At 71.1% G+C, this 23,403-nt stretch carries 20 protein-coding genes; 7 read left to right on the top strand and 13 right to left on the bottom strand.

Going from position 1 to position 23,403, the window contains the following annotated elements:
- Together QZX79_RS12645 and QZX79_RS12650 are read right to left on the bottom strand one after the other, a co-directional pair.
- Nucleotides 1-393 (bottom strand): prephenate dehydratase domain-containing protein (locus QZX79_RS12645; RefSeq protein WP_294568718.1); only part of this gene is annotated, 393 nt, incomplete at its 3' end.
- A 29-nt stretch (nucleotides 394-422) separates the two neighbouring features.
- Entirely contained in the window at nucleotides 423-749 is a 327-nt protein-coding gene (locus QZX79_RS12650; RefSeq protein WP_294568614.1) for a rhodanese-like domain-containing protein, read from the bottom strand.
- A 142-nt stretch (nucleotides 750-891) separates the two neighbouring features.
- On the opposite strand from QZX79_RS12650, the gene QZX79_RS12655 reads away from it, so the two are divergent.
- Nucleotides 892-2,277 carry an amidase gene (locus QZX79_RS12655; RefSeq protein WP_294568615.1) on the top strand — a complete coding sequence of 462 codons (1,386 nt, stop codon included), beginning with the start codon at nucleotides 892-894 and terminating at the stop codon, nucleotides 2,275-2,277.
- 20 nt (nucleotides 2,278-2,297) lie between these two features.
- On the opposite strand, the gene QZX79_RS12660 is transcribed toward QZX79_RS12655, so the two are convergent.
- Complete coding sequence (locus QZX79_RS12660) at nucleotides 2,298-2,465, bottom strand: hypothetical protein (protein ID WP_294568616.1); 168 nt, start codon at nucleotides 2,463-2,465, stop codon at nucleotides 2,298-2,300.
- 71 nt (nucleotides 2,466-2,536) lie between these two features.
- On the bottom strand, nucleotides 2,537-2,926 hold the full coding sequence (locus QZX79_RS12665) for a DUF4190 domain-containing protein (RefSeq protein ID WP_294568617.1): 390 nt from the start codon (nucleotides 2,924-2,926) through the stop codon (nucleotides 2,537-2,539).
- Between the two features lie 362 nt (nucleotides 2,927-3,288).
- Here QZX79_RS12665 and pgm point away from each other — a divergent pair, with 362 nt between their 5' ends.
- Nucleotides 3,289-4,923, top strand: coding sequence for a phosphoglucomutase (alpha-D-glucose-1,6-bisphosphate-dependent) (gene pgm, locus QZX79_RS12670; RefSeq protein ID WP_294568618.1), 1,635 nt, complete (start codon nucleotides 3,289-3,291; stop codon nucleotides 4,921-4,923).
- A 214-nt stretch (nucleotides 4,924-5,137) separates the two neighbouring features.
- Here pgm and QZX79_RS12675 read toward each other — a convergent pair whose 3' ends face one another.
- Together QZX79_RS12675 and QZX79_RS12680 are read right to left on the bottom strand one after the other, a co-directional pair.
- Nucleotides 5,138-6,526: an aldehyde dehydrogenase family protein gene (locus tag QZX79_RS12675; RefSeq protein ID WP_294568619.1), complete on the bottom strand. Its 1,389-nt coding sequence runs from the start codon at nucleotides 6,524-6,526 to the stop codon at nucleotides 5,138-5,140.
- A complete protein-coding gene (locus QZX79_RS12680; RefSeq protein ID WP_366484963.1) occupies nucleotides 6,523-7,530 on the bottom strand; it encodes an SDR family NAD(P)-dependent oxidoreductase in 1,008 nt (335 codons plus the stop codon). Before QZX79_RS12680 ends, QZX79_RS12675 begins: the two co-directional genes overlap by 4 nt.
- 103 nt (nucleotides 7,531-7,633) lie before the next feature.
- On the opposite strand from QZX79_RS12680, the gene QZX79_RS12685 reads away from it, so the two are divergent.
- Nucleotides 7,634-8,962, top strand: a complete 1,329-nt coding sequence (locus tag QZX79_RS12685) for a uracil-xanthine permease family protein (protein WP_159801964.1) — start codon at nucleotides 7,634-7,636, stop codon at nucleotides 8,960-8,962.
- Between the two features lie 56 nt (nucleotides 8,963-9,018).
- On the top strand, nucleotides 9,019-10,191 hold the full coding sequence (locus QZX79_RS12690; protein ID WP_294568620.1) for an acyl-CoA dehydrogenase family protein: 1,173 nt from the start codon (nucleotides 9,019-9,021) through the stop codon (nucleotides 10,189-10,191).
- A gap of 45 nt (nucleotides 10,192-10,236) precedes the next feature.
- Here the strand turns inward: QZX79_RS12690 and QZX79_RS12695 are convergent, their stop codons facing one another.
- Nucleotides 10,237-11,268, bottom strand: a complete 1,032-nt coding sequence (locus QZX79_RS12695; RefSeq protein WP_294568621.1) for a PHP domain-containing protein — start codon at nucleotides 11,266-11,268, stop codon at nucleotides 10,237-10,239.
- A gap of 229 nt (nucleotides 11,269-11,497) precedes the next feature.
- On the opposite strand from QZX79_RS12695, the gene QZX79_RS12700 reads away from it, so the two are divergent.
- Genes QZX79_RS12700 through QZX79_RS12710 form a run of 3 tightly spaced genes read left to right on the top strand, consistent with a single transcriptional unit; the run spans nucleotide 11,498 to nucleotide 13,995 of the window.
- A complete protein-coding gene (locus QZX79_RS12700) occupies nucleotides 11,498-11,917 on the top strand; it encodes a nuclear transport factor 2 family protein (RefSeq protein ID WP_294568622.1) in 420 nt (139 codons plus the stop codon).
- Nucleotides 11,918-11,921: 4 nt separating this feature from the next.
- A complete protein-coding gene (locus tag QZX79_RS12705) occupies nucleotides 11,922-13,355 on the top strand; it encodes a cytosine permease (RefSeq protein ID WP_294568623.1) in 1,434 nt (477 codons plus the stop codon).
- Nucleotides 13,342-13,995, top strand: coding sequence for a cyclase family protein (locus tag QZX79_RS12710; RefSeq protein ID WP_294568624.1), 654 nt, complete (start codon nucleotides 13,342-13,344; stop codon nucleotides 13,993-13,995). Before QZX79_RS12705 ends, QZX79_RS12710 begins: the two co-directional genes overlap by 14 nt.
- A 17-nt stretch (nucleotides 13,996-14,012) precedes the next feature.
- Here QZX79_RS12710 and QZX79_RS12715 read toward each other — a convergent pair whose 3' ends face one another.
- The 6 genes from QZX79_RS12715 to QZX79_RS12740 all read right to left on the bottom strand — a co-directional run bounded on the left by QZX79_RS12715 (nucleotide 14,013) and on the right by QZX79_RS12740 (nucleotide 23,370).
- The gene (locus QZX79_RS12715) at nucleotides 14,013-14,630 is read right to left on the bottom strand and encodes a hypothetical protein (protein WP_294568625.1); all 618 of its coding nucleotides are present in this window, start codon (nucleotides 14,628-14,630) and stop codon (nucleotides 14,013-14,015) included.
- Between the two features lie 34 nt (nucleotides 14,631-14,664).
- Complete coding sequence (locus QZX79_RS12720; RefSeq protein WP_294568626.1) at nucleotides 14,665-14,955, bottom strand: hypothetical protein; 291 nt, start codon at nucleotides 14,953-14,955, stop codon at nucleotides 14,665-14,667.
- Between the two features lie 52 nt (nucleotides 14,956-15,007).
- The gene (locus tag QZX79_RS12725; protein WP_294568627.1) at nucleotides 15,008-16,912 is read right to left on the bottom strand and encodes a hypothetical protein; all 1,905 of its coding nucleotides are present in this window, start codon (nucleotides 16,910-16,912) and stop codon (nucleotides 15,008-15,010) included.
- Nucleotides 16,913-21,433 carry an FtsK/SpoIIIE domain-containing protein gene (locus tag QZX79_RS12730; protein WP_294568628.1) on the bottom strand — a complete coding sequence of 1,507 codons (4,521 nt, stop codon included), beginning with the start codon at nucleotides 21,431-21,433 and terminating at the stop codon, nucleotides 16,913-16,915.
- 41 nt (nucleotides 21,434-21,474) lie between these two features.
- The gene (locus tag QZX79_RS12735; protein WP_120165868.1) at nucleotides 21,475-21,771 is read right to left on the bottom strand and encodes a WXG100 family type VII secretion target; all 297 of its coding nucleotides are present in this window, start codon (nucleotides 21,769-21,771) and stop codon (nucleotides 21,475-21,477) included.
- Nucleotides 21,772-21,846: 75 nt separating this feature from the next.
- Nucleotides 21,847-23,370 carry a hypothetical protein gene (locus QZX79_RS12740; protein ID WP_294568631.1) on the bottom strand — a complete coding sequence of 508 codons (1,524 nt, stop codon included), beginning with the start codon at nucleotides 23,368-23,370 and terminating at the stop codon, nucleotides 21,847-21,849.
- Between the last annotated feature and the right edge of the window lie 33 nt (nucleotides 23,371-23,403).

Consider the following 23,403-nt stretch of genomic DNA (forward strand, 5'->3'; position numbering starts at 1 on the left):
GGCCGGGAGGTATTCCGCATTCGGAATATTGGCGTCGACCCAGCCGCGGCACTGCGCCCAGGCATGGCCGTGCGTCGAGATCCGGCGGACATCGGCGGGCCGGACGCCGGGGCGGGCCGCGAGGACGAACGTGATCGCGACGAGTTCCTCCCTCACGATCCGCAGCGGCTCGCCGACCGCGACGGCATCGAGGGTGGAGCTCACGCCGCCCTCGACCGAGTTCTCGATCGGCACCATGGCGGCGTCCACTGCGCCGGACCGGACCTCGGCGAGCGCGGCGCCCACCGTCGCCACCGGCAGGCGGCGGGCGTCCGCCGCTCCCGGGACCTGAAGCAGGGCGGCCTCCGTGAAGGTACCCTCGGGCCCGAGGAAGGCATACGAGGCGAAGGCCAGGGACGCCGGGGCCGGCCCTGCTCGATCGCTCACAGGACCGTCGGCTCGCTGCCCGACTCGGAGACCATGGGCTTGCCGGCCTCGAGCCAGGCTCCCATTCCGCCGGTGACATTGACCGCTGAGTAGCCGTTGGCCACAAGCCAGGTGGCCGCCCGGTGGGAGCGCCCGCCGGTTCTGCAGATCACGTGGAGATCCTCGTCGGGGTCGAGGTCGTCCAGCCGCGCGGGAAGCTCATCCAACGGGATGTGGAGGGCGCCTTCGACATGGCCCGCCTCCCACTCATAGTCCTCGCGCACGTCGAGGATCCGGGCGTCCGGGGCAAGGGACTCCACTGAAACATTCTCAAATTCGCTCACGCGCACTTCCCTTCACTGCCGGGCGCCTGTGTGCCGGGGCCCGGGCCGCCGCGTTCCGGCGGTCCTCCAAGCCTATAGTGGGAGCGGGCCCGGGCGCCGCCCGGATGAATTCCCCGGACGGTCCTTCCAACGGAAGCGGTGTATGAGCGAGTTATCCAGCCTGTCGGCCCTCACCCTGCGCGACGCCCTGGCCAGCGGCGACGTGGGGGCGAGGGAGCTGACCGAGCACTATCTGCAGCGGATCGAGGAGCGTAATCCCGCCCTCGGCGCCTTTCTCACCGTCACCGCGGAACAGGCCCTCCGGGAGGCCGATGCCGCCGATGCGCGCCGGGCCACCGGTGGCCCGCTGCCGGTGCTCCATGGGCTCCCGCTGGCACACAAGGACCTCACCGAGGTGGCCGGTGTCCCCACCACCTATGGAACGGCGGCCCTCCCGGCGGCCGTGGCGGAGGAGGACTCCCCGCTGGTGGCGGTCCTGCGGGCCGCCGGGGCGATCAGCCTGGGGAAGACGCAGGTCCCGGAGTTCGGACTGAGCGCCTACAGCGAGAATCTCATCGGGCCGCCCGCCCGCAATCCCCTTCACCCCGAGCTGAGTCCGGGCGGGTCCTCCGGCGGCAGCGCCGCCGCCGTGGCGGCCGGGCTGATCCCCTTCGCTCCAGGTACGGACGGCGGCGGGTCGGTGCGGATCCCCGCCGCCGCCACCGGGCTGGTGGGACTCAAGCCGAACCGGGGCCGGGTGCCCTCCGGGTCCGGGCAGGCCGACCTGGGACAGTTCGTAGTGGCCGGGCCGCTGGCACGCAATGCCGCCGACGCCGCGCTCCTCCTTGACGCCCTCGTGGCCGAGCCCGGCTACCGCTCCACTGCGGCCGCCGCCCCTGCGGGGTCGTTCCTCGCCGCGGCCCAGCGCGCCGAAGGCCGCTTCCGGATCGGCGTCAGCACGGTCTCGCCGTTCGAAAGCGCCTTTCCCATCACCCTCGACGCCCCGGCCCGCGACGCCCTCGAGGCAGGCATCCGCGCTTTGGGCTCGGCCGGGCACGACGTCGTCGAGGCGCCCCTGACCTACGATCCCCGCTACCACGCGGCCTTCCAGACAGTCTGGACGGCGGCCCTGGCCATTGCCCCGATCGCCGAGGAGGACGAGGCGAAGCTGACGCCGCTGGCGGGGACGCTGCGCCGGCGCGCTCGAACCCGTCCGGCGACGGAACTCACCGAAGCGATCGGGATCCTGCGGCAGTTCGAATACGACACCATCCGCCAGTACGCGGACTACGACATGATCCTCACCCCGGCGCTGGGCATGACCCCGCGCCCGATCGGCTGGTACACCGACGCCGACGCCGACACGGACTACGAGCGGCAGTGCCGGTATTCGCCCTTCACCTCGATGGTCAACGTGTGCGGGCTTCCTGCCCTGGTGGTTCCCACGCTGACCACCGCGGAAGGGCTGTCGATGGCCATCCAGCTCATCGGCAGGCCCAGCGCGGAGGCCGACCTCCTGGCGGTCTGCGCCCAGCTCGAGGCCCTCTAGCGCCGGACATTCCGGCGCTGCTACTCCTGCCCGTCGGGGCCCTTGCCGCCGTCGAATCCGGGAGCGATTTCGACCTCCGGGTCGGGGCCGCCGTAGCCGCCGGCGTCGAGGTTCTCGGTGCCTCCGGCCTTTTCGGCGCCCTCCTCGTCGGGGTCGCCTTCAGGGGTGGTGTTCGTACTGTCAGTCATCGTTCAGCCTTTCGGAGGCGGAAGGCCCGCTCCGGGCCCTGTTTATCAGCATACTTATGATCCGCCCGACCTCAAGGCCCCGTCGTCACCGAGGCGGCCATCCCCAGGGCCACGAGCAGGGTGAAGCCGACGACCATCAGCAGCCCCACCAGCAGCATGACGTACCCCATGATGAGCCCGGCCAGGGCCAGCGGCCTGCCGTCCGGCTCACGGCGCAGGGCGAGATGGCCAAACACCACCGCAAGGATCTGCGGCAGGAGCAGCAGGCCGCCGGTAAACACGGCCGCCGCGCCGAGGATCAGTGCGGCGATGCTCATTCCCCGGGGTTCCGCGGGGTAGGGAGCCGGATAGGAGCCATACGGAAGGGTCCCCGGCTGCCGGTAGGACGTCGATCCGAACTCCTGCCCGCCGCGCGGGAAGCCGCGGCCGGAATCCGCCCCGCCGAACGGGTACGGGCTCACTCCCTGCCGGTCCGTCCCCGCGGCATGCGCTCCCGACGGCCCCTCTCCGGCCGGTCCGGCCGCGCCGGAAGCCCCGGGCGCCCGCATGCCGGGATCGGAATACCAGCGCGGATCGTGGGGATCGCCGAATGGGGGGCGTTGCTGGGGGCCGTCGTCGGCCATGGTTCCACCTCGGGTCGTGCGGGAGGGTTCGGGTGTCCGGACCCCCGGATCTCCTAATGGTCCCCGCCCTGGTGCGCCGATGCAACGGAATCCGTGCCGGACGGGCAAAACGGCGACGCCTCGACCCCGCCGCGGCGCCGGCCGGAGTGCGGATAAAACCGGCGGCTGTATTTGGCGCAGTTCTTTGACATGCTGTTGCCATGGCTAACCGAGCGGGCACTGTTGCCCTACCCAGCGACCTTGTTGATGTCACCGCCCTGCTTGACGCGTATTTCGACGTCGTTCCGGACCCGTCCGATCCGGCGCAGCGCGTCGCCTTCGGCACCTCGGGCCACCGCGGCTCGTCGTTGAAGGCCTCGTTCAACGAGGCGCACATCGCGGCGATCACGCAGGCGATCGTCGAATACCGGGACCGTGAAGGGGTGACCGGCCCCCTCTTCATGGGCAAGGACACGCACGCGCTGTCGGAGCCGGCGCAGAACACTGCCCTCGAGGTGCTCGCCGCCAATGGCGTCACGGTGAGGATCGACGCCCGCGGCGCCTTTACGCCCACCCCCGCCGTGTCCCACGCCATCCTCGTTTACAACGCCACGCGCACCGACAAGGCCGACGGCATTGTCATCACCCCCTCCCACAATCCGCCGGCCGACGGCGGCTTCAAGTACAACCCACCGCACGGCGGGCCGGCTGATTCCGATGCCACCAACTGGATTGCGGCCCGCGCCAATGAGCTGATGGAAGGCGGGCTGCGCGAGGTCCGCCGGGTTCCCGCCGCGCAGGCCCAGAAAGCCGAGGGCATCGGCACCTACGACTTCCTCCAGCACTATGTCGAGGACCTGCCGGCGGTGCTGAACCTCGACGCGATCCGGGCCTCGGGCCTGTCGATCGGTGCCGACCCCATGGGCGGTGCCTCGGTCGACTACTGGGGTGCCATCGCCGAGAACCACAACCTGAACCTCACGGTGGTCAACCCGTCGGTCGACCCGCAGTTCGGATTCATGACGCTCGACTGGGACGAGAAGATCCGGATGGACTGCTCCTCCCCCTACGCCATGGCATCCCTCATCGCCCGGGCCGCCGAGTTCGACATCGCCACCGGCAACGACGCCGACGCCGACCGCCACGGGATCGTCACCCCCGACGGCGGCCTGATGAACCCCAACCACTACCTCGCGGTGGCGGTCGACTACCTGTACCGCAACCGCCCGTCCTGGCGGGCGGACGCCGTGATCGGCAAGACGCTCGTGTCCTCCTCCATCATCGACCGGGTGGCCACCGACCTCGGCCGGGTGCTCGTCGAGGTGCCGGTCGGTTTCAAGTGGTTCGTTCCGGGCCTGCTGACGGGCGAGGTCGCCTTCGGCGGGGAGGAATCGGCCGGCGCCTCCTTCCTGCGGCAGGACGGCGGGCCCTGGAGCACCGACAAGGACGGCATCCTGCTGGCCCTGCTCGCCTCAGAGATCACCGCCGTGTCCGGGAAGAGCCCCTCCCAGCACTATGCCGGGCTCACCGAACGGTTCGGGGCGCCGGTCTACGCGCGCATCGACGCCGCTGCGAGCCGCGAGCAGAAGGCGGCGCTGGGCAAGCTCTCGCCGTCGGACGTCACGGCCACGACCCTCGCAGGTGAGGACATCACCGCACGGCTCACCGAGGCCCCGGGCAACGGCGCACCGGTCGGAGGGCTGAAGGTCACCACCGAAAACGCCTGGTTCGCGGCCCGCCCATCGGGAACCGAGGACGTCTACAAGATCTACGCCGAGTCCTTCCGCGGCGAGGACCACCTGTTGCAGGTGCAGGCGGAGGCCAAGGCGCTCGTCGACGGCGTCATCGGCGCCTGACCGGCCCCCCGGACGAAACCCGCCGAAACTGCAGCTCACCACGCTTTCCGGACCTCAGAGCGTGGTGAGCTGCACACTCGCCAGTGATCTTCTGAAGACCCCATCCGGCACCCCGGTCGAAACCCGCCGAAACTGCAGCTCACCACGCTTTCCGGACCTCAGAGCGTGGTGAGCTGCACACTCGCGGGCAGTTTCCCGGCAGGCGCCTGCCGCGTTAGATCAGCCGGCGCAGCAGCAGGCGCTTCAGCGGGCCGAAGGGCGGGTAGGCCACCCGGAGCGTATCGGGGCGGGTGTCCTTGGTGAATACCGGCCGATGCTGGCTGAAGGTGTCGAAGCCCTGCTGGCCGTGGTAGCTGCCGGAGCCGCTTGCGCCCACTCCGCCGAAGGGCAGCCCCGGCACGGCGAGCTGCACCAGGCAGGCGTTGTGCGTGATCCCGCCGGCCCGGACCGCGTTCTCGAAGGCGGTGCGCCGCTCGGGACTGTTGCTGAACAGGTACGCCGCCAGCGGGGTCGGCCGGGCCGTGATGAACCGGACGGCGGAGGTGAGGTCGGGCACCGTCAGCACCGGCAGGAGGGGACCGAAGATCTCCTCCTGCATGAGCGCCGATTCCGGAGACACCCCGGTCAGCAGGGTCGGCTCAAGGTACCGGGTGGCGCGGTCGTGCCGTCCACCGGCGGCCACCGTACCGTCCCGCAGGAGCGCGGTGAGCCGGTCGAAGTGTCCGGCGTTGACGATGCGGCCGTAGTCCGCCGAGGTCGAGGGATCCTCGCCGTAGAACTCCTTGAGCGCCCCGCGCAGGGCCTGGACCAGCGCCGGCTCGAGCGCTGGCGTGGTCAGGACATAGTCGGGGGCCACGCAGGTCTGGCCCGCATTGAGGAACTTCCCCTGGACCAGCCGGCGGGCCGCGGCGTCGAGGTCGCCGTCCATCACCACGGCCGGCGACTTCCCGCCCAGTTCAAGGGTCACCGGAGTGAGGTTCCGGGCGGCGGCCTCGGCTACGATCCGGCCCACCCGCTCTCCCCCGGTGAAGAAGATGGTGTCGAACCGCTGCCCGAGCAGTTCCGTTGTGACCTCGGGGCCCCCTTCAACCACGGCGACGGCGTCCGGGTCGAGGTACTGGGGCACCAGGCGCGCCAGCACCTTCGAGGTGGCCGGCGCCAGCTCGCTCGGCTTGAGCACCGCGCAGTTCCCGGCGGCGAGCGCGCCGACGAGCGGGGCGAGGACGAGTTGCGCCGGGTAATTCCACGGGGCGATGATCAGGGCCACGCCCAACGGCTGGGCGGTCACGCTGGCGGAGGCCGGACGCAGCCCGATCGGCACCGGAACCCGCACCGGGGCGGCCCAGGCCGGCAGGTGCCTCACGGCGTGCTTCGCCTCGGCGCGGACCACGGCCAGCTCGGAGATGAAGCTTTCGGTCGGGCTCTTGCCCAGGTCGGCGGCGAGCGCAGTGGTGAAGTCCTCGGCCCGTTCGGCGAGCATCCGCATCAGGGCGCGCAGCTGCTGCCGGCGCCACACCAGGGGGCGAGTGGTGCCCGCCTCGAAGGTGCCGCGCAGCCGCCCGACGACGGTCCCGGCGGTTACTCGAACGGTCCCGGCGGTCATCGGGACGCCTCCACCGCGGCGGGGGTTCCGGCGGGGGTTCCGGCGGTGATCCCGGCGGGTGGCGGGGCTGAAGGTGGGGCTGACGGCCGGCGCCCGGTGAACGTGTCCATTGAGCGGTACACCCCGAAGATCCGCCCGGCCACGACGTCCCATGCGGGCTGGGGCAGCAGCCCGCGCAGCGCGCTGCCCAGCGCCACCGTCCACGGCAGCTGGAGGCGGGCGCGGCCCTCGAGCATGGCCTGCCACGCCCGGTCCACCACGGCGCCGGGCTCGAGCAGCGGAGTGAGCAGCGGAGCGCTCACCCCCGCGAACATCGGCGTCCGGATGTAGCTGGGGATCAAAGTGGTGACCCGGATTCCTGGGTGCCCGGCTGCGAGGAGTTCAAGGCGCAGTGAGTCGCTCCAGCCGATCACCGCCCACTTCGAGGCGGTGTAGACGCTCATCCGCGGCACCGAGAGCGTTCCCGAGGCTGAGGCCACATTGAGGATCCGTGCCGGGGTGCCGCGCCCGATCATTGCCGGCAGGAATTCGCGGGTGATGTGCATCGGCGCGAGGGCGTTGACCTGGAGGGTGCGGGCAATGTCCTCCTCCTGGCGATGCTCCCAGAAGTAGCTGCCCGTCACGATGCCGGCGTTGTTGATCAGGATCTCGGGTGCGCCGGGGTCGGCGAGGACCGCCGCCGCGGCGGTCCGAACCTGCTCCAGGGAGGAGATGTCCACCGGGTAGGCGGAGACCGCGGCGCCGGCTCCGGCGAGCGCAGCGGCCGTGGCCTCGAGGGCCACCGCGTCCACATCCCACAGCACGACGGCGGCGGCGCCCTCTCGCACGGCCCGCTCGGCATAGAGCCGGCCCATCCCCATGGCGGCACCCGTCACCAGCACCGTGCGGCCGCGGGCCGTGAAGGCCGCATCGTCCGCCGCCGGCCGGCGGGGCGCCCCCGGCGCCCGGGTGCCAAAGTGCCCTACCCCGTGTCGCAGGGCCCGGGCCCGGCTGCTCAACCCCATTGGTTTATGTCCTCCTGCAATCGTCAGGACTGCAACGTAACACGGCGCCAACCGCCGGGAGATAGGATTTCCCCAGACCACACCCTCCCTGGAAGGCACCGCCATGAGCGCGCTTGGAACCGGCTGGACCCTGCACGGGGACGGCAAGAACGTCACCCCTGGCGCCTACGTGGCCCCCGATGAGCGCCTGAGCTGGCCGCGCACCATCGGCATCGGGGCACAGCACGTGGTCGCCATGTTCGGCGCGACCTTCCTGGTGCCCCTGATTACCGGCTTCCCGCCGTCGACCACGCTGCTGTTCTCGGGCATCGGCACGATCCTGTTCCTGGTCATCACCGCAGGGCGGGTGCCCAGCTACCTCGGCTCGAGCTTCGCCTTCATTGCCCCCATCGCCGCGGCCCAGGCCCAGCACGGGCCCGCCGGGGCGCTCGGGGGCATCGTGATGGCCGGTGCCCTGCTGGCGGTCATCGGCTTCATCGTCCACCGCGCCGGCTCGCGCTGGATCCAGGCCGCGATGCCCCCGGTCGTCACCGGATCCATCGTCGCCCTGATCGGGCTCAACCTCGCCCCGACGGCGAAGAACAGCGTCGAGCAGGGGCCGGTGACGGCGGTCGTGACGATCCTCGCCATCCTGCTGGTCACCGTGCTGTTCCGGGGCATCCTGGGGCGCCTCTCAATCCTGATCGGCGTGCTCGCCGGCTACCTCGTGGCGATGCTGCGCGGAGAGGTCGACTTCGCCGCGATCGGCGACGCCGCCTGGATCGGGCTGCCCGAGTTCTCGGCACCCACTTTCCACCTCTCCGTCGTCGGCCTGTTCCTTCCGGTGGTGCTGGTCCTGGTCGCCGAGAACATCGGCCACGTGAAGTCGGTGGCCGCCATGACCGGGCGGGACCTCGACCCGGTGACCGGCCGGGCCCTGATGGCCGACGGCGTCGCCACCATGATCGCCGGTGCCGGCGGCGGCTCCGGCACCACCACCTACGCGGAGAACATCGGGGTGATGGCCGCCTCGCGCGTCTACTCGACGGCGGCGTACTGGGTCGCCGGCATCGTCGCCGTGCTGCTGAGCCTCTTCCCCAAGTTCGGGGCGCTCATCGCCACCGTCCCCCCGGGCGTCCTCGGCGGCGCCGGGGTGGTGCTGTACGGCATGATCGGGATCCTCGGCGTGCGGATCTGGGTCTCCAACCAGGTCAACTTCTCCAACCCCATCAACCTCTCCACCGCCGGCGTAGCCCTGGTGATCGGCATCGCCGACTTCACCTGGACGGTCGGGGACCTGACCTTCGCGGGCATCGCGCTCGGGACCGCCGCCGCCCTGCTGATCTTCCACGGCATGACCGCCATCGCCCGGGTGCGCGGCAGTGAGCACGTCGCGGGACCCGGTGAGCCCGAGGCCGCCGACACCGGGACGAAGCCCTCGAAACTGGGCTGAGCCGCACGCCCCCCGGCCTCCGGCACCCGTCCCGCGGCACTGCGTACAGTAAGGGAATGATCCCGGAGACCCCCGATCCCACCGACCTTCTCGGCATCGACTCCCTCCTCTCCGCCGAGGAGGTGGCGCTGCGGGGCAGGGTCCGCGCCTTCGTCGACGCGGAGATCCGGCCGAACATCGCCCGGTGGTACGACACCGGGGAGTTTCCGCTCGACATCGTTGCGCCGATGGCCGAACTCGGGCTGCTCGGCATGCACCTCGAAGGCTACGGGTGTGCGGGACGCAGCGCCGTCGAGTACGGGCTGGCGGCCCTCGAGGTCGAGGCCGGAGACTCGGGCGTGCGCACCTTCCTCAGCGTCCAGGGTTCCCTGGCCATGGGCGCCATCGCCCGGCACGGCTCCGAGGAGCAGAAGAACCAGTGGCTTCCCCGCATGGCCGCAGGCAGCGTGATCGGCTGCTTCGCGCTGACCGAACCCGGCGGCGGATCCGACCCGGCGAGCATGCTGACCAACGCCCGCCGGGACGGCGGCGACTGGGTGCTCAATGGAACCAAACGCTGGATCGGACTGGCGAGCATCGCGCAGGTCGCCGTGGTGTGGGCGCAGACCGACGACGGCATCCGCGGCTTCCTCGTGCCCACCGACACCCCGGGATTCCGAGCCACCGAGATCCCCCAAAAGCTCTCAATGCGGGCCTCCATCCAGTGCGACGTCGAACTGACGGACGTCCGGCTCCCGGCCGAGGCGCTGCTGCCCGCCGCCCGGGGGCTCCGGGGCCCGTTCGAATGCCTCAACGACGCGCGGTACGGCATCGCCTGGGGTGCCATGGGGGCGGCGCGCGACAGCTACCTGGCGGCGCTCAACTACTCCCGGGAGCGGATGCAGTTCGGCAAGCCGCTGGCCGCCTACCAGCTCACCCAGGAGAAGCTCGTGAACATGGCCCTTGAGATCACCAAGGGAACGTTGCTGGCACTGCAGCTTGGGCGGCTTCACGACGCCGGCGCCCTGAAGCCGCATCAGATCTCGGTGGGAAAGCTCAACAATGTCCGGGAGGCCCTTGCCATCGCCCGGGAGGCCCGCGCCATCCTCGGCGGCAACGGCATTACGCTCGACCACTCACCGCTGCGCCACGCCAACAACCTCGAGAGCGTCCGCACCTACGAGGGCACCGACGAGGTCCACACCCTGATCCTGGGCCAGCACCTCACCGGCATCCCGGCCTTCCGGTAGGCAGGCACCGCTTCCGTCCGGCGGGCCTGCCTGCCGGGCGGCGGATCAGCCTCCGGCAGGCAGGCCCTTTCCGGCCCACTCGAGCAGCCGGTCAAGGGGCCAGGTGGTGACGATCCGCTCGGCGGGCACGCCGTTCCGTTCGGCCCGCTCCGCCCCGTACTGAAGGTAGTCGAGCTGGCCGGGTGCGTGGGCGTCGCTGTCGATGCTGAAGAGGCATCCTGCGTCAAGTGCGAGCCGGATGAGCCGGTCCGGTGGGTCCTGGCGTTCAAGCCGGGAATTAATCTCTACGGCCACGTTGTTCTCGGCGCAGGCGGCGAAGACCCGCGCCGCGTCGAACTCCGATTCCGGGCGGGTGCCCCTCGAGCCCTGCACGAGGCGCCCGGTGCAGTGGCCCAGGACGTTCGTCTGCGGGTTCGCGACTGCCCCGAGCATCCGGCGCGTCATGGTGCCGCGGTCGGAGCGGAGCTTGGAGTGCACGCTCGCCACCACAATGTCGAGCCCCTCGAGCACCTCCGGCGCCTGGTCGAGGCCGCCGTCCTCGAGGATGTCGACCTCGATGCCGGTGAGCAGGCGGAACCCGTCGCTGCCGTCATTGATGGCCGCCACGACGTCGAGCTGGTTTCTCAGCCGCTCGGTGCTCAGCCCGTTCGCGATGGTGAGGCCCGGCGAGTGGTCCGTCAGGGCCAGGTACTCCCGGCCGAGCAGGCGGGCCGCCGCGGCCATCTCCTCGATGGGCGATCCGCCGTCGGACCATTCGCTGTGGCTGTGCAGGTCGCCGCGCAGGGCGGCGCTGATGTCCGCTCCGCCCTCGGCGAGCGGCCGGGCGCCGCGCTCGCGCAGGCCCGCCAGGTAGTTGGGAACGCCGCCGTCGACGGCCTCCCGGATCACCTCGAAGGTCCGCTCCCCGATTCCCTTGGTCCGCTTCAGCCGTCCATTGCCGATGCGTTCGGCCAGCTCCTCCCGGCTGAGCCCGGCGATGACAGCGGCCGCCTTGCGGAAGGCCTGAACCTTGAAGGAGGGAGCGGATTCCCGCTCAAGCCAGAAGGCAATCTCGTTGAGCGCGTCGGTGGCATCCATGGCAACATCCTGCACCACGCCACCGGGCGCGGTCTGCCACCGGGCGGACGGAATCCCTGCCGCCCCGGCAGGGCGCGGGCGAGATCGTTGCACTGGGGTTCCCTCCCCTTCAGGATTGAAAGAAACGCGTTGACACTGTAACGGCGATCACGCATCATCAAGTAAACAATTGTTTACTGCGGAGCAACCAAGCTGGGGACTGGGGTGCACTGCCTTCCCAGGGATGGCTATGGAACAGGTAACCCTCGACGAGATTGAACGCGCAGCGGAGCGGCTCGTCGACGCCTTCGCCGCAACCGACACCGCCGGCTATTTCGCCGCCTTCGCCGAGGATGCGAGCTTCGTCTTCTCCACCGAGGCCCGCCGGCTTGAGAACCGCGCCGCCTACGAATCGCTGTGGAACAGCTGGCTGGAGGACGGTTGGCGGGTGGTCTCGTGTACCAGCAGCAATCCGCGCATCCAGCTGCTCGGTCCCACCGCCGTCTTCACCCACGACGTCGAAACGGTCACCCGGACGGGGGACGGACCCGGGGAGACCACCCGCGAACGCGAGACCATCGTCTTCCACCGCTCCGGCGGGTCCATCACGGCCGTCCATGAGCACCTTTCCCCCCTTCCCGCCGATTCAGCCCTTCCGGAAGCGAGCTAGCGCCATGGCGACCGAGCAGCCCACCCAGTCCAGGACCTCCGCGTACACCCGGCTGTCTAACCACCTCGAGAAGAACTCCGAGGGCTACGGCCCGCTCCGGGGCACTCTCGGCACCGGCCGTATCGGGATGATCTGGCTTGCCGCCAACCTGGTGGTGACAACCCTGCTGACCGGGACGCTCTTCGTCCCCGGCGTGAGCTGGCCCCTGGCCATCGGCATGATCCTGCTCGGCACGCTCATCGGCGGAGCGGTCCTGGTGCTGATCGGCAACATGGGAACCCGGACCGGGCTGCCCACCATGTCCCTCACCAAGGGCTCGTTCGGGCTGCGCGGGTCTTTCCTGCCGGTGGCCGCGAACGTCATCATCCTGATGGGCTGGAGCTGGGTCCAGGCGATGCTTGCCGGCGTGACGGTGAACTTCCTCGTGGAGCAGGCCACCGGCTTCTCCAACCCCGTCCTGTTCTCCGTACTCTGCCAGCTCCTCGTGGTGTGCCTGGCGATCTTCGGCCACGCGGGCATCGCCCGGGTCGAACCGTGGCTGGCGCTGGTGATCCTCGCCTTCATGGGCTTCATCTTCATCTCCGCCTTCACCACCTTCACGCCGGCCGACTTTCTGACCACCCCGGTTGACCCGGAGGCCGGCTGGACGGGGGTCTCGGTACTCGACGTGGTGATCGCGACGGCGATCTCCTGGACAGTGCTCTCGGCGGAGTTCAACCGTCTGGCGAAGTCCTCGACGGCGGGAATCGTTGGCTCAGCGATCGGTTACACCCTCTCCACCGTCCTCGCCATGACGCTGGGAGCCACGGCCATCGCCTACGTCGTCCTCAACGGCGGCGAAGCGGTGCCGTTCGACCCCACCGTCATCGTCGCGGCCTTCGGGGCTCCGCTGGCGATCGTCATCTTCCTCTCGGTCATGGCCACAAACACGATGGTCGTCTACGGCATGGTGTCCTCGGTCGTGAACATGGTGCCCTCGCGCCGGGTCACCTTCCTCCGCACCGCGCTGGTGCTTGGGGTGATCTCGATCCTCGGCTCCACCTGGCTGGCGCTGCTGAACCAGTTCACCGCCTTTTTGGTGCTGATCAGCTCCCTGTTCATCCCCGTGTTCGCAGTGATGATCGTCGATTACTACCTGGTGCGCCGGCGCCACTACGGGACGGACATCCTCCGCGCCAACGGGGGCGACTACTGGTTCTCCAAGGGAGTCAATATCGCTGCCGTCGTCGTCTGGGCCGTCGGCGCGGCGGTGTCCCTGATCCTCACCTACTCCCTGCCGAGCCCCATCGGCGCCACCATCCCGACCTTCGTCATCTCCGCCCTGCTGTATCTGGGCTGGGCGGCGGCCACCGGCCGGATGGAACGGGGAACTCCCATCGATAAGCACCTCCTCGACCTGGCCCCGTCCCAGGAGCAGGATCCCCGTGCGGATCGTTGACCTCTCGCAGCCCGTGGTCACCGGGATGCAGGTGTACCCGGGCGACCCGGAGGTCACCCTGGCTCCGGTGGCCACGCTGGCCGAGGACGGCTTCCAGGTCGCCAGCGTGCACGCCGGAACCCACACCGGCACCCACATCGACGCGCCGCTCCACTCCATCGACGGCGGTGCCCCGGTTGACCGGATCGCGCTGGAACGGCTGGTGGGCACGGCGAGGATCGTGAAATGCCCAGGCCTCGAACCGCACCAGCACCTGCGGTGGGCCGACGTCGGGGACGGGCTCCGGGAGCTGCAGGCCGGCTCCATCGTGCTCTTCGAGACCGGGTGGTCGAAACACTTCGGCACCGAGGACTACCTCGCGCACCCGGTCCTCTCCCCCGAGATCGCCGTGGCGCTGCTGGCCGCCGGGGTCTCGGTGGTCGGCGTCGACATGCTCAACCCCGACGCGACCCTCGCCAACGGGGGCCTGCTCCCGTTCCACGCGGCCTTCCTGGGCGCCGGCGGGGTGATCATCGAGAACCTCACGAACCTCGCGGCCGTCACCTGGGAGGATCCGCTGGTCTCGGTCCTGCCCCTGCCGCTGGCCGGCATGGACGGGTCGCCGGTGCGTGCGGTGGCTTTGGACCTGGCCGGACACTGAGGCCCCGCCAGGAGCAATCAGGCCGGGAGGAAGCGGAAGGTCCCGGCGATGGCGTCGAAGAGGTCGAGCACCTCTTCCTCCAGGGCGAGGTTTGGGGACAGGCCGGTGACGAGGATGAACTCGTCGCCCGTTCCCGGGACCGGAACGAAGGTGTGGGAGACCAGGACGCGCACGCGCTGGGCATCGGTCGCCTGAACCTCCTCCTGCCCGCAGACGCGGGTCGCTCCGGTCCCGTCGCCCAGCCGGACAGCGGTGACCGTGCGCGGCGGGAGGTCGGCCGTGCCCGTGCCGCGGCCGCCGCCGAGCGCCGCCGACATCGCGGGGGTGGTGAAGGTGGCGGGATCAGGAGCTGTGACCGCGAACAGCATCACCTGCCCGACGAAGAAGCCGTCGTCGTACACGGTCGCCGTGCCGGCGCCCCACAGTGCCCCGGCCTTTCGTGCGGCCGACGTCACCCGCTTGGCGTGGGCGAAAAGCTCGTCGATCTGCACTCGCTCCTGCGCCGAACCCGCGCCTGTCATCGCCTCCCGCCTCGCGGTCACCAGCTGCTCGTGGGCGACGTCGAAGGTGGCCCAGTGCTCCGGTACGGCGACCGCGAAGCGGCCGGGGCGGGTGGGCAGGTCAAAGCTTGGCATTAGGTCAACTTCCGCGTCGTGGTGCTGGGATTCGTCATTTCTTGTCCTGGTCGAGTGCCTCGGCGAGGTGGTTGTCGGTATCCACGAAGGCCTGGGTGGCCTCCCGGATCTTGTCCCGGATCTTCTTGCCTTCGTCGATCAGCTGTTTCCGCCCGTCCGACCACCGGCGGTCGAAGGTCCGTGCCGCGCCCATCACATCGGGGGCATTGCCCAGCATCTGTTCGAGGTCGAGCTGACCGGTGCCGGTCTCCAGCAGGGACAGAACGTTGTCGAGGTCCCGGGCAGCCTCCTCGAGCTCCTCCAGGGGGACCGTGATGTGCGTCATTGGGATATCCCTTTCAGAGGTCGGGTGTCGGGCCCGGCGGGGCGGAGGCCGGTCATCGGCCGACCCGCCCGAAGCCGCCCGCACCCTTGGTGATGGGTTCGGTCCGGTTGGTCGGGCTTCCGGCGGCAAGGCCCGCCTGGCCACCGGTGGCTTCCTGTCCCACGAGCTGCCCTCCGTGCTCCTCGGAGTTCTGCCGCTCGGTAACCAGGACCTTGGTTCCGCCGTCGGCGCCGACCGAGACGCCGATGACGGTGCTGTTGGCCGCCTTATCCACGGTGGAAGGGCCGGGGGAAGGGGTCTCGGGAGTCGGGGTCCCAGGCGCGGCCGGCGCAGGACCCGGTGCTGGGGCCGGATCGGCCGGTGCGGGCGTGGCCGGACGCGAGGGATCCGGAGTGCCGGGGGCGGGATCCACCGGTGCGGGCGTGGCCGGACGCGACGGGCCAGGCGTGCCGGGCGTGGGCTCGTTCACCGACGGTGCCGGAGACGACGGACGCGACGGACCCGGGGTGCCGGGGGTCGGCTCGTTCATCGACGGTGCCGGAGAAGACGGGCGCGACGGACCCGGGGTGCCGGTTACGGGGCTCGACGGCGCCGTCTGGAACTCCGACTCCGTGGAGGGGGCCGGCGAGGCAGGACGCGACGGGGCGGGCGATCCCGGCACCGGCTGGACCTCGGGCGTGGCGGGCCGGGACGGCGTAGTGACCGGCGCGGGGGCAGGGGCTGGAACAGAGGTAGGCGCAGGCGCAGGCGCCGGGGCGGGGGCAGGCGCCGGGGCAGGCGCCGCCTCACCGGGCGCACTCCTGGTCGCCGGCGGAGTGGAGGAGCCCGGCTTGCCGAAGACCGAGTTGAGCCCCGGCCCAAAGCGGGTGGCCAGCGCGCCACCGGCGCCTCCGGCAAAGCCGCCGGCGAGCGCACCGGAGAAAATCACCGCTGCGTTGAACGGTGTGCCGTCCTTGGCGTTGATCGCACCGCCGATCGAGTTGATCACCGCACCCGGCACGAAACCTTCGGTCGACGCCAGCAGGGCCTTCTTGAGGATCGGCGAGTTGCGGAGGAAGTCTCCGGTCGAGCGGAGGCCGGGCCCGATGGGGCCGGGCAGCGACGTCAGGAACCGGCCGGCGCTGGAGGTCGCGCTGCCCGCCTTGGCCCCTATCGACGGGATCAGGCGGATGGCGGCCATGCCTCCGCCGAATCCGAGGGTCAGGAATCCGACCACGAGCGCGCCGACGTCGAGCTTGCCCGTGGCCAGGGTATTGAATGCCGTGAGAAGCCCGAAGGTGAGCGCCCCCAGTGCGAAGCCGACGATGGGGAAGAAGATGCTGACGATGCCGACCACGATGCCCAGGATGATCTGGAGTACGGGGTTGTTCTTGAACCATTCGAGGAACTTCTGGAACAGGCTGCGCGCGGGCACCACGGTCACGTGCTCGAGCTCGTCGCGCAGCTTTCCGGCGGCCTGCTCGCGCAGCGCCTTCGCGTCGGCGGCCAGCCTCCGGGCTCCGGTGAGTACGCCGCGCGCGTCGTCGATCTGCGCTCCGCGCTGCTGGGCTGCCCGGCGGTCGTCGGCGCTGGCGTCCGAGGCGGGCTGCGGCGGAGCTTCGGCGGCCAGGGTCGCGACGGGCAGCGCCTGGTCCATGGAGCGGTCGATCTCGCTCTGGGTCTCGGAGAGCGTCCGGGCGTAGGCCGAGTAGGCCTCCGCCGCCTCGCGGAAGGACGTCGCGGCCTTGCGCAGCTTCTCCGGATACTTCGTGCCGACCACCTCCCTCAGCTTTTCCATCGCCTCTCCGCGCCCCTCGGTCACTTCCTGGCTGGTGAGCACATCGGCTGCGGCGGCGGCGTCGTCACCGAGGCTGGTGTACGTGGGGACGAGCTTTCCCAGCAGGGCCTCGGGGTCCCCGGGGGTGGGGTCGGCGTCGAGGCCCAGTACCTCGAAGCCGTTGACATGACGGCGTGGCATCTACGTGTCCTCTCTTGGAGTACCGGCCGGGACGGCAGGCGGAAAAGCTGGAAGCGGTTCGGGAGTTGGTGCGTTGGTTTCGGGAACCTGCACGGCGATGAGCTGCCCGTCGCCGAGGTGGAGGAGGCCCCGCCCGGAGACCGTCGGGGTGCCCACGACGCCGCGGCCGAGCCGAACGCCGATCAGTTCGCCGTCGGCGATCGACTGCGGGGCCAGGAGCAGCCCCTGCCGGTTCCGACGGGCGAGGGCGACCCATCCCCCGATCGCGTTGCCGAGGGCCTCGGCGTTGCCTCCTGCGAGGACCGCCCAGCCCTCCCCTGCGGCGCCGCGCGCCAGGGCCTGGATCTCCGCGGAGAAGTCGTTGGCCAGCACCATCTCGGCGTCGTCGATGATGAGCATCCCGCGCTCCTGGGGAACCCGTGAGAGTGCCTGCCTCAGGTCGGCGGACGAGGTGTCCGGGTCGACGAGCACCGCGGCCACGCCGGGGTGTCCCTCGAGGCCGCGCAGCGGGCTGCGCCGGGGCGCGATGACCACGATGCCGTCGCCGCGCCGCAGCGCCGCCAAAGCCATGGTGAGCAGCGCCGTGCTGCGGCCGCTCTTCGGCGGCCCGGCGACCAGGAAGGTGGGCGTGTCGCTGAGGTCGGGGCCGAGCGGGACCAGGTCGTCCCCGCCCAGGCCGACCAGGATCCGGTTGGCCGGCAGGGCCGCGACGGCCCGGGCACCGGCCTCCGCATAGCTGATGCGGTCAGGCAGGGCTCGAAGCGGACGCGGGCGCAGCCCGTCCGGGACATTCCGGTCGCGCTCCCGCAGACGGGAGGCCAACTGCTCGAGGGCCAGCGCCTGGGCGGCGCCGCTGACCTCGTCGGCGCCCTGGAGCGCCGGGAGGACGCCGATCTGGACCTCCACTCCGTCCCTCGGACGCAGGGCGCGGCCCGGCGGCATGTTCTCGGGCACGGCCTTCGGGCGGATCCCGACCATCGACCAGTCGGCGGAGTCGTTGAGCCGGAGGACGAGTTTGTCCTCGGTGGTGCCGGCATAGCGGCTTGAGGCAAGCGACCGGTCGCCGGCGAGGATGAGGTGCAGCCCGACGGCGGCGCCGTCACGCAGGATGGTGGTGAGCCGTTCGAGGAGCGACCCGTTGTCGTGGTTGGCGTACTCGCGGTCGAACACTTCGAACCGGTCGACCAGGACGACGAGGTGGGGCGGCCGCTCCTCCTCGGGCAGCTGGCTGCGGAGTTCGTGGAGGTCGGAGACACCGCGGGCACCGAGCATCCGCTGGCGGGAGTGGAGTTCCGCGGTCAACCGCGAGATCAGGCGTCCGAGCCGCTCCGGGGAGCGGTGGTCGATCACCGCCCCGACGTGCGGCAGGTCGGTCAGCGCGTTGAGCGCGCCGGTCCCGCAGTCGATGCCGTAAAGGTGGACGTCCTTCGTGCTCACGGCAGTGGCGATGGCCGCGGCGAGTGTGCGAAGCGCCTGGGAGCGTCCGCTCTGCGGCGCGCCGATCAGGTGGAAGTGTCCCATGGTGTCGAGGTCGAACTGCAGCGGCAGCTGCTGCTGGAGCTGCGGGTCGTCGATTAAACCCCAGGTTGCAGGGGCGAGGGACGCTTCGGTGCGCCGCGCCTCTCCGTGCATGACCGCCGTGTCAGCTGCCAGCTCGATCCGCTGGGGAAGGGGCGGCAGCCACGGCCGGGACGGTGGGGCGATCCCCAGCTGGTCGGCGGCGCGCGTCAGTGCGTCGGCGAGGAACGCCATGTCGGTGGTGAGTTCACCGGCCGGCGACGGGTCGGTGCTGCCGTCTGCGCCGCTTGCCGTTCCCGCGGCGCCCGGGTGGGCCCCGGGGTGGCCGGCACCCGGGGCGGGCGGAGCAAGCGGAGGAACGCCGTCGCCCAGCTCGGCCCAGGGAACCCTTCCGACGGCGGCCGCCACCGCGGCAGCATCGGCAGGGCGGGCCGATGCCCGGCGTCCGCCCACCCGTGCGGCCTGGAACGGCAGGAGGACCGAGGCGCTCATCCGGGCAAAGGCCCGACCCGGCGTGGACGGCGAGAGGGTTGCACTGTCCGGGGCATCGATGATGTCGCGGCTTTCCGAGGCATCGGTGGTTCGGAGGGCGATGCGCAGCGTCGTGTTGGCGCGGATGTCGGCCGAGACCGCCCCGGAGGGGCGCTGGGTCGCCAGGATGAGGTGAAGTCCGAGCGACCGGCCCCGCTGGGCGAGGTTGACCATGCCGCTGACGAAGTCGGGAAGCTCCCGGACCATTGACGCGAATTCGTCGATCACGATGACCAGGCGCGGCAGGGCGGGAAGTGAAGGGTCGAGGCTGCGCCGGTCGAGGTAGTCCGGGAGGTCCTTGGCGCCGGCGTCGGCCAGCAGATGTTCGCGCCGGCGCAGCTCCGAGTTGAGGGACGTCAGCGCCCGCTCGACGAGGTGCGTGTCGAGGTCTGTGACCATACCGATGGTGTGCGGCAGGTCGGCGCATTCGGCGAAGGCACTGCCGCCCTTGTAGTCGACGAGGACGAAGTTCATCTCGTCAGGCCGGTTCGCCACAGCGAGCGATGCAACGAGGCTCTGGAGCAGTTCGGACTTGCCGGAGCCCGTCGTCCCGGCCACGAGGCCGTGCGGGCCGTCCCGTTCGAGGTCGACGACGAAGGCACCGTCGAGCCCCACGCCGAGCCGGGCCTGGGTGCTCCGGGCCGAAAGCAGCCACCGTCCGGCGACCTCGTCGGCGACTGAGTCTGACAGGCCAAGGAGGTCGACGAGCCGGACGGCCTTGGGCAGCACAGTGCCGTCGCTGTCGCCGACGGCGCGCAGGGGCGCCAGGCTGCGAGCCACCGTCTCGTACCAGGCGGGGCGGGGCGCGTCGGCGCGGATCTTCTGGGCGGTTCCATCCGCGCCGAGCACCTCACCGCGGCCGTCCTCGCCCACCGATAGAACGACCGAGCACTCCTCGGGCAGCCGCTCCGCCTCGCGGTCGATGCAGAGGAAGAAGACGCCGACGCCCGGGCCCTCACGGAGCAGGGTGACGATTCCGGGCAGGAAGCGCAGGCGCCGGGCCCCGTCGAGCACGACAAGGATCCGGTTTTCATCGACGGAGGGGTCCTGCGCGCCGGTCCGGGCGGCCTGGCGGACCTCGACGAGCTGAACGAGCTCGGCCACCCGCCGCGCGGTGGAGTCGGCCGTGGTTCCGAGGTGGAAGGCTCCGGGCTGTCCCTCGCGCCGCACGTGCGGCAACCAGCGGCTCCAATCCCACGTAGAGGCCGAATCGGGCTTGCCGCCGGTCAGGATGTACAGGTCGAGGTCGTTGGGGCTGGAAAGGACCGCGGCCTCGGCCACGAGCCAGCAGGCCGGGCCCGGTCCGCCGGCGATCCCGGTGACTCCGGCCGCCTGCAGGTCCACCGTCACCGGCACCTCGGCCAGGCGGGGTGAGGTCGCCCTCCGGTGCTCGTCCTCGTTGGCGTCCTCGACCAGGATGCTTGAGGGCACGCTTCCGGTTCCGGCGCGCAGGACGAGGAAGTCGATGTCGGAGCGCCGCCGCTCCCAGAGCCGGTCGGTGGGGGTCGCCGCCATGGCGAGCAGCGCTGCGGGGTCGGGGTGCACCGAGCGGAGGATGCGCTGTTCGAGGAGCACCGCAGCGGAGATGTCCTCACCGATCCGTTCCGTGGTCTCCCGGTAGTCAGTGACCCGCCGCTCGTGGTCCTGCAGCTGGCTCTTGCGGTTGCCGCTGCGGCTCAGCAGGGCCGCCACCGGGGACAGCAGGCCGAAGAGGATGAACCGCCAGTTGCCGGTGATGACCACCGTCAGCAGCGAGGCCACAATCGGGATCAGCACCAGGGGCAGCAGCGGGATCGCGTTGCGGGGCGGTTCCCCGGGCTTGCGGGGAAGCCGGAACCGGGTGGCCGGCGGGGTGTGGCGCAGGCGCGGCGGCCGGTTGAACTCGCGCCCCAGGCCGTCCTCGGCCACGCTGACCGAGGCGATGCGCAGAGTCCTGGGAGCGACGTCGAGCAGCAGCCCGTCGATGGAAAGCAGGGTGCCCTGGTCCCACGCCGCGTCGGCACCGGGTGCCAGCGAATGTCCCGACATTTCGACGCCGGTGGCGGGTGCCGAGACGCGGACCGCGCCGGAGGCCTGGACGGTGATGGAGGCGGTGACGCCGCTGCCTCCCGGAGTCCGGATGAGGCAGTGCCGTCCGGAGCCCACGTCGTAGTGGCCGGCCGCGAGCCGGTAGGTGACCCCGGCGTCGTGCCCGCCGACGATCCGGACTTCGACGAGGCCGGGAGAGGTGGCCTCGTCGGGACCCGGGCCCCCAAGGCCGAGGGCGATGCCGTCGTAAAGACCGGCCCCGGCCAGGGTCTGGAAGGGATCGAGCACCGACCCGCCCGCGAAGAGTGGACCGTCGGAAGGGCCTCCGAGCTCCTCGGCGATCGCCGCTGTGAGGCTTCCCACCGGCGTCGTCGGTTCGGCGTCCACCTCAAGCGGGATGGGGACAACTGAGGACGGCTGGAAGGCGGTGACGGCGAAGCGCATGGAGTTCCTCTGTCGGGGCGGGTCGGGATCGGGGAGGCCGGTCAGCGGCTGAGCGTCGCACCCAGCTGGTTGTCGGTCTCGTTGAAGGCCTGGCCCACGTTGCGGACGTACTGGCCGATGCCTTCGAGGCTCTGGTTGACCTGGTCGAAGCCCCGGGCGAACTCCTCGAAGAACGGCTGGAAGCGCTGCTGGGCCGCGGGGGTGCGGTAGCCCTCGGCAAGCAGACTGTCGATCTTGCTGCGGACCACGGTGAGCTTGGCCTGCAGCTCGGCGAAGTGGTTCATCATTTCGCTGGAGGTGCTTTCGGTGGCCTCGCTGTCGACGTCGAACTTGGGCATTGTCTTCTCCTTCGGTTGGGCCGGGGTTCCGGCTGGTGTCGGTCACCTAGTACACGGGGGCCGTCCGGATCCGGTTCAACGCCGGACCGGTTTGATGTGGAAAGCGGCTTCCACGCCGGTGGCCGTCAGCGTCCGGCCGAGGATGGGAACGGTGAGCAGGCCGTCCCGGGAGACGGTCCACCGCCAGTGGGCCCCGCGCAGGGAACCCGGATACACCGCAATCCAGCCGCTGCCCGGGGCCGAGCAGCGGGCCACGACGTCGTCGAGTTCCTCCTGGGACCGGCCCGGCTGGATCAGCAGCACCCCGGTCAGCTGCTGGAGGATCGAGGTGCTGGTGATGAGGCCGGCCTCCCCGGGGCCGGCAACCGGCGGCGGGAGGAGCCCGAACCGATCGAGGTCCCCAACGGTGGCGACGGACGCCGAGCGGGGAAGCCCGGAGGGGCCAAGGGACAGGAGAACGACCTGCGGCGCGGCCAGGCTGAGCTGCGTCACGACGGAGCGGGCAACGTCGAGGGCGAGCGCGGGGTCCCCCTCGATGCCCAGGGCTCCGCGGCACTGGGCGAAGTCGAGGAAGACCTGCTCGGCGGGGTCCCCGCCGATGCGGGCGACGGCGGGTGAGTGGTGTCCGTCGGCGGCCGGAAGGGGCCGGGTGCCGGGGTGCCCCGGCAGCGGATCTTCCGGAGAGTTCCCGGGGTCTCCGAGCACCTCGGCTCCCCCGGCGCGCACGCTGACCGCCACCACAGGGGGAAGGGAGGTGGAGCTGCGGAAGGCGGCCGCCGCGGCGGCACCGGCGGACGCGTCCTCCTGCCAGAGGGCGACCAGCTCAGAGCGGCGGCGCAACGAGGCGCGGCGCCGCCAGCCGGCCACCACCCAGGCGCGTGCCGCCCGGATCAGGGCACGAAGCCGGCGCAGGCGCAGCCGGATCCGGCGGCGCAGCACGATCGCGGTCGTCAGTACCGCCACCCCGAGGCCACCCAGGACGGCGAGCACGATCGGCCACCGGAGGCGGTCCATCAGGGCGTTGGATGCTCCGGTGTCCGCAGCGTCCCCGGCCGCCTGCTCCGCTTCGCCGCCGCGCTCATCGGCGGCATTCCCGGGGTCGGTTTCGCCGCCGGGCTCATCGGCGGCGTCTCCGGCGCCTGCTGCCCCGCCGGACCCGTTGGCGGCGTCGGCGGGCTCGTCCAGCAGTGCTGAGCGGACGTCGGGGCCTTGCGCGTCGTCGGGCAGGATGAGGATCCAGCCGGCCTCCAGGGCAGCGGGGTCGGTCAGCGCCGATCCGTCGGACTGGCGGCGGCCCGCGTTCAGGTCGAAGATCTCCCGCGCCCGGCCGGGGTCGCCGAGGGTGCGTTCGGCGATCTGGTTGAGGGAGTCGGGTGCGCCGTTGTTCTGGCCCGGGGCGCGGACGATGGCGACCTTGACCTCCCGCCCCCGCTCCTGGTTCTGGGTCGGAAGCACGGCTGCCGCGGCCGCCGGGGGCAGGCTGCCCAGCACCGGAGGCCCTCCGGTGACGACGGCGGTGAGCACGGCCAGCTGTGCGAGGCGGAGGGCAGCGGTGCGGGAGCGTCTCAGGGCGCGCGGAAGCCCGTTAGGTGGTGTCACGCCCTCCACACGTAAAGGAAGGGCGGGTGGTTC

It is taken from the genome of uncultured Arthrobacter sp., assembly GCF_902805515.1.
GTDB lineage: Bacteria > Actinomycetota > Actinomycetes > Actinomycetales > Micrococcaceae > Arthrobacter_D.

Bases quoted from the DNA above. Each gene is read 5' to 3' on its own strand.
- QZX79_RS12655 (WP_294568615.1), top strand. From the start codon at position 892: ATGAGCGAGTTATCCAGCCTGTCGGCCCTCACCCTGCGCGACGCCCTG.
- QZX79_RS12660 (WP_294568616.1), bottom strand. From the start codon at position 2,465: ATGACTGACAGTACGAACACCACCCCTGAAGGCGACCCCGACGAGGAG.
- pgm (WP_294568618.1), top strand. From the start codon at position 3,289: ATGGCTAACCGAGCGGGCACTGTTGCCCTACCCAGCGACCTTGTTGAT.
- QZX79_RS12675 (WP_294568619.1), bottom strand. From the start codon at position 6,526: ATGACCGCCGGGACCGTTCGAGTAACCGCCGGGACCGTCGTCGGGCGG.
- QZX79_RS12680 (WP_366484963.1), bottom strand. From the start codon at position 7,530: ATGGGGTTGAGCAGCCGGGCCCGGGCCCTGCGACACGGGGTAGGGCAC.
- QZX79_RS12685 (WP_159801964.1), top strand. From the start codon at position 7,634: ATGAGCGCGCTTGGAACCGGCTGGACCCTGCACGGGGACGGCAAGAAC.
- QZX79_RS12690 (WP_294568620.1), top strand. From the start codon at position 9,019: ATGATCCCGGAGACCCCCGATCCCACCGACCTTCTCGGCATCGACTCC.
- QZX79_RS12695 (WP_294568621.1), bottom strand. From the start codon at position 11,268: ATGGATGCCACCGACGCGCTCAACGAGATTGCCTTCTGGCTTGAGCGG.
- QZX79_RS12700 (WP_294568622.1), top strand. From the start codon at position 11,498: ATGGAACAGGTAACCCTCGACGAGATTGAACGCGCAGCGGAGCGGCTC.
- QZX79_RS12705 (WP_294568623.1), top strand. From the start codon at position 11,922: ATGGCGACCGAGCAGCCCACCCAGTCCAGGACCTCCGCGTACACCCGG.
- QZX79_RS12715 (WP_294568625.1), bottom strand. From the start codon at position 14,630: ATGCCAAGCTTTGACCTGCCCACCCGCCCCGGCCGCTTCGCGGTCGCC.
- QZX79_RS12720 (WP_294568626.1), bottom strand. From the start codon at position 14,955: ATGACGCACATCACGGTCCCCCTGGAGGAGCTCGAGGAGGCTGCCCGG.
- QZX79_RS12725 (WP_294568627.1), bottom strand. From the start codon at position 16,912: ATGCCACGCCGTCATGTCAACGGCTTCGAGGTACTGGGCCTCGACGCC.
- QZX79_RS12730 (WP_294568628.1), bottom strand. From the start codon at position 21,433: ATGCGCTTCGCCGTCACCGCCTTCCAGCCGTCCTCAGTTGTCCCCATC.
- QZX79_RS12735 (WP_120165868.1), bottom strand. From the start codon at position 21,771: ATGCCCAAGTTCGACGTCGACAGCGAGGCCACCGAAAGCACCTCCAGC.